General features: G+C 61.3%; 6 protein-coding genes. 5 read left to right on the forward strand and 1 reads right to left on the reverse strand.

Annotation, left to right across the window (positions count from 1 at the left end; all coding sequences use genetic code 11):
- The first annotated feature begins 315 nt into the window (after positions 1–315).
- Positions 316–930 (forward strand): NADPH-dependent FMN reductase, encoded by a 615-nt coding sequence (locus tag JWP90_RS09510; protein WP_297363042.1) that lies wholly within the window; start codon positions 316–318, stop codon positions 928–930.
- A 33-nt stretch (positions 931–963) separates the two neighbouring features.
- On the opposite strand, the gene JWP90_RS09515 is transcribed toward JWP90_RS09510, so the two are convergent.
- A complete protein-coding gene (locus tag JWP90_RS09515) occupies positions 964–2,172 on the reverse strand; it encodes an MFS transporter (protein WP_297363045.1) in 1,209 nt (402 codons plus the stop codon).
- Positions 2,173–2,548: 376 nt separating this feature from the next.
- Between JWP90_RS09515 and nrdH the strand changes: the two genes are divergently transcribed.
- The 4 genes from nrdH to nrdF all read left to right on the forward strand — a co-directional run.
- A complete protein-coding gene (nrdH, locus tag JWP90_RS09520) occupies positions 2,549–2,782 on the forward strand; it encodes a glutaredoxin-like protein NrdH (protein WP_090713099.1) in 234 nt (77 codons plus the stop codon).
- 112 nt (positions 2,783–2,894) lie between these two features.
- Positions 2,895–3,296 carry a class Ib ribonucleoside-diphosphate reductase assembly flavoprotein NrdI gene (nrdI, locus tag JWP90_RS09525; protein WP_297363050.1) on the forward strand — a complete coding sequence of 134 codons (402 nt, stop codon included), beginning with the start codon at positions 2,895–2,897 and terminating at the stop codon, positions 3,294–3,296.
- A 14-nt stretch (positions 3,297–3,310) separates the two neighbouring features.
- Entirely contained in the window at positions 3,311–5,428 is a 2,118-nt protein-coding gene (nrdE, locus tag JWP90_RS09530; RefSeq protein WP_297363065.1) for a class 1b ribonucleoside-diphosphate reductase subunit alpha, read from the forward strand.
- A 60-nt stretch (positions 5,429–5,488) separates the two neighbouring features.
- A partial coding sequence (gene nrdF, locus JWP90_RS09535; RefSeq protein ID WP_297363053.1) for a class 1b ribonucleoside-diphosphate reductase subunit beta occupies positions 5,489–6,402 on the forward strand: 914 nt, incomplete at its 3' end.

The raw sequence follows: 6,402 nt of genomic DNA on the forward strand, positions 1-6,402 counted from the left end.
GAACGCCGGGCTCTGGTATCGCACACCCCTGTCGGCGGGCGCGTCGCTGCCCGATGAGGGCGTCGTGACCTCACTTATGCGCGTCCACCAGCGAGAGACAGGGCCGCTGCTCACGGAACCGTGACGATTTCGGGGGACTACCCGACATGACGATATGTGACATCCTCCCATTGTGGGGGCTTGCGGGTGCTCGGCAGCGGAGGATGCTTGAGGGCACGTATCCAGGGTTGCCCCACCCCAAATGCCGCTATACCGTCCCGAAATTCCCGCGAGGACTGCTGCCCCCAGTATTCGCCTTTGCTGGAGAGAATCCCTATGTCCATACGTATCGCCGACCGGGTACCCGAACCCCCGATCAAGCTCATGGTCGTCATCGGCAGTGTCCGACCCGGCCGCATCGGACTTTCCGTCGCGTTGTGGGTGCATGAGCACATCACCAACCGCGGCGGCTTCGAGATCGACTTCGTCGACCTCGCCGAGCTGAACCTCCCGATGGTTGACGAACACCGGCTGCCAAAAGCGCAGCAGTACACGCGCAGGCACACCTCGGCGTGGAGCGCTCGGGTCGAACAGGCCGATGCCTTCCTTTTCGTTTCCCCTGAGATCAACTCCAGCTTCTCGCCAGCGCTTAAGAACGCCCTGGACTTCCTCTTCCACGAGTGGAGTCGGAAGCCGGTGGGTCTGGTCAGCTACGGCGGCAGGGGCGGCGGCGCATTCGGGTCTGCCGCGCTGAGACCCGTGCTCTCAGAACTTGAGCTCGTCGTGGCCAGCGGCCACGTCGACATCCACCAGGCCTCCTCGCAGGTCGAGGACGGATTCTTCCTGCCCGAAGGAGAACAGGCCGTCCGGCTCGACGCCCTGCTCGACGAGCTTGGCGCTCTGGCTCCCGCGTTACGTTCAATGCGCGAGTCGGCACTCGTCGCCGGTTAGAGTCCAGCCAGATCCGGATTCAGGTCCGTTTCGTCATACGGAATGAACCTGAACCGGTTCTGTGTCAGGAATGGGACTGGCGTCGCGGCCCCGGAGATCCGGGTGCCAGCGTTTGCCGAGGAGCGGCACGAGGAACCCCAGCAGAGCGAACGCCGCAGCCGCCCAGAACGCGCCGACCGCGCCGTTCTGGTCGATCAGAAGCCCCGCCGCCGCTGAGCCCAGCGCAGCACCGATGAGCTGGCCGGTGCCGACCCAGCCGTAAGCCTCTGCCGTGTCGCTGAACTTCACACTCGCCGAAACGATGGCGAAGAGCACGGCAAGGGCGGGAGCGATGCCGATCCCGGCAACGAACAGCGTGATCGAAAGAAGAAGGGCGCTGGAGAAGAACGTCGAAACGGCAATGCCGACGAAGACGATGAACATACGCCGCGCCAACGCCCACGGTCCAATCGGGATGTGGCCGAAGGTGAGTCCCCCGGCCAGGCTGCCCAGGGAGAATATGCCGAGCACGATGCCCGCGTCCAGGCCCTCGTGGCCGAAGGTCGCGACGACACCTGCTTCGAGGGCAGCACACGCACCGATGAGCAGGAACCCCACGACCGTCGCAAGGAGCACGGGCGGTCGCTTCAGCACTACCCCGATCCTGCGCCTGCTCCGCGGGATCCGGACCCGGCTCACCTCCGGGGAGGAGATGAACCAGACGCCACCGAACACCATGATCACGGCGGCCGTAAGGATCCCCCAGTCGGTGCCGACCTGGGTGGAGATGAACGTGGTGATGACCGGTCCGAGCACCCAGATGATCTCCTGGGCGGACGCGTCGAGGGAGAACAACGGGGTGAGCTGCTTCGAGTTCACCATCTTCGGGTAGATGGTGCGCACGGCCGGCTGGATCGGGGGAGTGGCGAGCCCCGAGATGAGAGCCAGAACCATGTAGCCGGGCACCGACAATTCGATGAGTGCGATGGCGGTGACGGTCACAGCGCACACGACGAGGGTCAGGACGAGGACGCGTCGCATTCCCCAGACGCCCATCCAGCGGCTGGTCAGGGGTCCTGCCGCCGCTTGCCCGACGCTCGCGGCAGCGAGGACGAGGCCTGCTGCACCGTAGGAGCCGGTGACCTGCTCGACATGGAGCAGGAACGCGAGCGACAGCATCCCGAACGGGAAGCGGGCGATCAACTGAGCGGCGATGATTCGAGCGACGCCTGACGTTCTCAACAGGCTCGAGTATCCGCTCATGGGCTCAATTCTAGGGATGCCAGGGAACTCCCCATCGACGGGTGCCGCTGCGCCTGCGACACGCCGTCCAGCCTCCGTCGCAAGAAATTAAATGTCGGTGGTGCCGCGTACCGTGGGAACTGTGGAGAACCGCCGGGAAGGCCGCGGAATCTGCTTCATTCCGCGCTTTACCGGCGCGCTCTCGCTGTGGATAAAGCGGTGGACAAACGGTGGAAAACGGAACAAAACGGTGGAATCGGTTGTTGATAACAACAGGCGTGTAACTACTACTGGTTGGGGTGCTCCTCAAAGCGACCAACTATATGTAGTATTGGACAACCGGCAAGCCAGTGCCGCTCAGCAACATGTGGAAGAAAAGAAGAAGGGCCCCAGTTCGATGACAATCACGGTCTACACCAAGCCTTCGTGCGTTCAGTGCACCGCGACGTATCGCGCACTCGACAACAAGGGCCTCGAGTACGAGATCCTCGACCTTTCGGCTGACGAAAACGCCCTCGAAGCCGTCAAAGCGCTCGGGTACCTTCAGGCTCCTGTCGTCATCACCGACGAGGACCACTGGTCGGGTTTCCGGCCTGACAAGATCAACGAGTTGGCTAGCCGTTTGGCGTGATCTCGACGTTGCTCGACCACCGTTGAACCGTTGAATTTCGACAGGCTCAATCACCGTTGAACCGTTGGATTTCGACAGGCTCAATCACCGTATGGACTGAGGTCGTGAGTACATGACGAAGCTGGTTTACTTCTCCAGCGTTTCGGGTAACACCCGCCGTTTCATCGACAAGCTCGACGTGCCGGCGGCCAGGATCCCACTGCACGCGAAAGATCCGGCCCTCACGGTGGAAGAACCATTCGTACTCGTCACCCCCACCTATGGAGGGGGAGACGGGCACGGCGCTGTACCCAAACAGGTGATCCGGTTTCTCAACGACGAGAAGAACCGCACGCTCCTCCGCGGCGTGATCGCCGCAGGCAACACGAACTTTGGTTCGGCATACGGTCTGGCCGGAGATATCATCTCCGCCAAATGCAAGGTGCCGAACCTGTATCGCTTTGAAGTATTCGGAACACCAGACGACGTTCGCGTCGTCCACGAAGGATTGGAATCATTTTGGCTGGAACAGTAGTGACCGAGGTCCCCATGGACACCGGTATGGACTATCACTCGCTCAACGCGATGCTCAACCTGTACGGGCCGAACGGTGAAATCCAGTTCGAGAAGGATCAGGAGGCTGCGCGGGAGTTCTTCCTGCAGCACGTCAACCAGAACACGGTGTTCTTTCACTCGCTCCGTGAGCGGCTCGACTACCTGGTCGAGAAGGAGTACTACGAGAAGGCCGTCATCGACGCCTACTCGTTCGAGTTCATCACCACGCTCAACGACCTGGCCTACTCCAAGAAGTTCCGCTTCCAGACCTTCCTCGGAGCGTTCAAGTACTACACCTCGTACACGCTGAAGACTTTCGACGGCAAGCGTTACCTCGAGCGTTTCGAGGACCGTGTCGTCATGACCGCCCTCGGACTCGCCCAGGGCGACGAGGAGCTCGCGACGGCCCTCGTCGAGGAGATCATCGCCGGCCGCTTCCAGCCTGCGACGCCGACGTTCCTCAACTCCGCCAAGGCGCAGCGCGGCGAACTCGTCTCCTGCTTCCTGTTGCGCATCGAAGACAACATGGAGTCGATCTCCCGCGGCATCAACTCCTCGCTCCAGCTCTCCAAGCGCGGCGGCGGGGTGGCCCTGCTTCTGTCGAACATCCGTGAGGCCGGCGCTCCGATCAAGCAGATCGAGAACCAATCCAGCGGAATCATTCCCGTGATGAAGCTTCTCGAAGACTCCTTCAGCTACGCCAACCAGCTGGGAGCCCGCCAGGGCGCAGGTGCCGTCTACCTGCAGGCGCACCACCCGGACATCATGCGGTTCCTCGACACCAAGCGCGAGAACGCCGACGAGAAGATCCGGATCAAGACGCTGTCCCTCGGCGTCGTCGTTCCAGACATCACCTTCGAACTAGCCAAGAAGGGCGAGGACATGTACCTGTTCTCGCCGTACGACGTCGAGAAGGTCTACGGCGTTCCGTTCGGTGACATTTCGGTGACCGAGAAGTACCACGAGATGGTCGACGACGCGAGGATCAAGAAGACCAAGATCAAGGCTCGCGACTTCTTCCAGACGCTCGCCGAGATCCAGTTCGAGTCGGGCTACCCGTACATCATGTTCGAGGACACCGTGAACAAGGCGAACCCGATCGAGGGTCGTATCAACATGTCGAACCTCTGCTCGGAGATCCTCCAGGTCAACACCCCGACCACCTACAACGCCGACCTCTCCTACGACGTCATCGGCAAGGACATCTCCTGCAACCTCGGCTCGATGAACATCGCCCTGTCGATGGATTCGCCGAACTTCGGCCGCACCGTCGAAACCGCCATCCGCGGTCTCAGCTCCGTCTCAGACCAGAGCCACATCGCATCCGTCCGATCCATCGAGGACGGCAACGACAAGTCGCACGCCATCGGCCTCGGTCAGATGAACCTGCACGGGTACCTCGCCCGTGAGCGCATCTACTACGGCTCTGAAGAGGGCATCGACTTCACGAACATCTACTTCTACACGGTGCTGTTCCACGCGCTGCGGGCATCCAACCGGATCGCCATCGAGCGTGGCATCAAGTTCGACGGGTTCGAGAGGTCCACCTACGCGTCCGGTGCGTTCTTCGACAAGTACACCGATCAGGTGTGGCAGCCGGCGACCGCCCGCGTCGCCGAGCTGTTCGCCACCTCAGCCGTCGAGATCCCGACGCAGGCCGACTGGGCCGCGCTGAAGGCATCCGTCATGGAACACGGGATCTACAACCAGAACCTGCAGGCCGTGCCGCCGACCGGGTCGATCTCGTACATCAACAACTCGACCTCGTCGATCCACCCGATCGCGTCGAAGATCGAGATCCGCAAGGAAGGCAAGCTCGGCCGCGTCTACTACCCGGCGCCGTTCATGACGAACGACAACCTGGACTACTACCAGGACGCGTATGAGATCGGTGCCGAGAAGATCATCGACACCTACGCTGCCGCGACCCAGCACGTCGACCAGGGGCTGTCGCTGACGCTGTTCTTCAAGGACACCGCCACGACGCGTGACATCAACAAGGCGCAGATCTACGCATGGCGCAAAGGCATCAAGACGATCTACTACATCCGTCTGCGTCAGCTCGCGCTCGAAGGCACCGAGGTTGACGGCTGCGTCAGCTGCATGTTGTAGCCGGTCTTTGACCTCGGATCTCGACAAGCTCGATCAACGTACTACTAAGGAACTACTCACATGATTGACAAGCTCAAGTTGGTCGACCACGTCCAGGCGATCAACTGGAACAAGATCGAGGACGAGAAGGACGTCGAGGTGTGGAACCGCCTCGTCAACAACTTCTGGCTGCCCGAAAAGGTGCCGCTGTCGAACGACATCCAGTCGTGGAACACGCTCACGCTCGACGAACAACAGCTGACGATGCGGGTGTTCACCGGCCTCACCCTGCTCGACACGCTCCAGGGGACGGTCGGCGCGGTCTCGTTGATTCCGGATGCCATCACCCCCCACGAGGAAGCGGTCTACACCAACATCGCGTTCATGGAGTCGGTCCACGCCAAGAGCTACTCCTCGATCTTCTCGACGCTCGCGGCGACCCCCGAGATCGACGAGGCGTTCCGCTGGTCGGTCGAGAACGAAAACCTTCAGAAGAAGGCATCGATCATCATGGGGTACTACACCGGTGACGATCCCATGAAGCGCAAGATCGCCTCGACGTTGCTCGAGTCGTTCCTGTTCTACTCCGGCTTCTACCTGCCGATGTACTGGTCCAGTCGCGCCAAGCTCACCAACACGGCAGACATGATCCGTCTCATCATCCGCGACGAGGCCGTGCACGGGTACTACATTGGGTACAAGTTCCAGAAGGGTCTCGAGAAGGAGACCGAGGAGCGCCGACAGGAGCTCAAGGACTACACCTTCAACCTGCTCTTCGAGCTCTACGACAACGAGGTGCAGTACACGCAGGACCTCTACGACACCGTCGGGCTCACCGAGGACGTCAAGAAGTTCCTGCACTACAACGCCAACAAGGCGCTGATGAACCTCGGCTACGAGCCGATGTTCCCGAAGACGGTCACCGACGTGAACCCGGCGATCCTGTCGGCGCTGTCACCGAACGCTGACGAGAACCACGACTTCTTCTCGGGGTC

This window comes from Mycetocola sp. (assembly GCF_025464835.1).
GTDB lineage: Bacteria > Actinomycetota > Actinomycetes > Actinomycetales > Microbacteriaceae > Mycetocola_A.

Coding starts and splice junctions, on each gene's coding strand:
- JWP90_RS09510 (WP_297363042.1), top strand. CDS start 316: ATGTCCATACGTATCGCCGACCGGGTACCCGAACCCCCGATCAAGCTC.
- JWP90_RS09515 (WP_297363045.1), bottom strand. CDS start 2,172: ATGAGCGGATACTCGAGCCTGTTGAGAACGTCAGGCGTCGCTCGAATC.
- nrdH (WP_090713099.1), top strand. CDS start 2,549: ATGACAATCACGGTCTACACCAAGCCTTCGTGCGTTCAGTGCACCGCG.
- nrdI (WP_297363050.1), top strand. CDS start 2,895: ATGACGAAGCTGGTTTACTTCTCCAGCGTTTCGGGTAACACCCGCCGT.
- nrdE (WP_297363065.1), top strand. CDS start 3,311: ATGGACACCGGTATGGACTATCACTCGCTCAACGCGATGCTCAACCTG.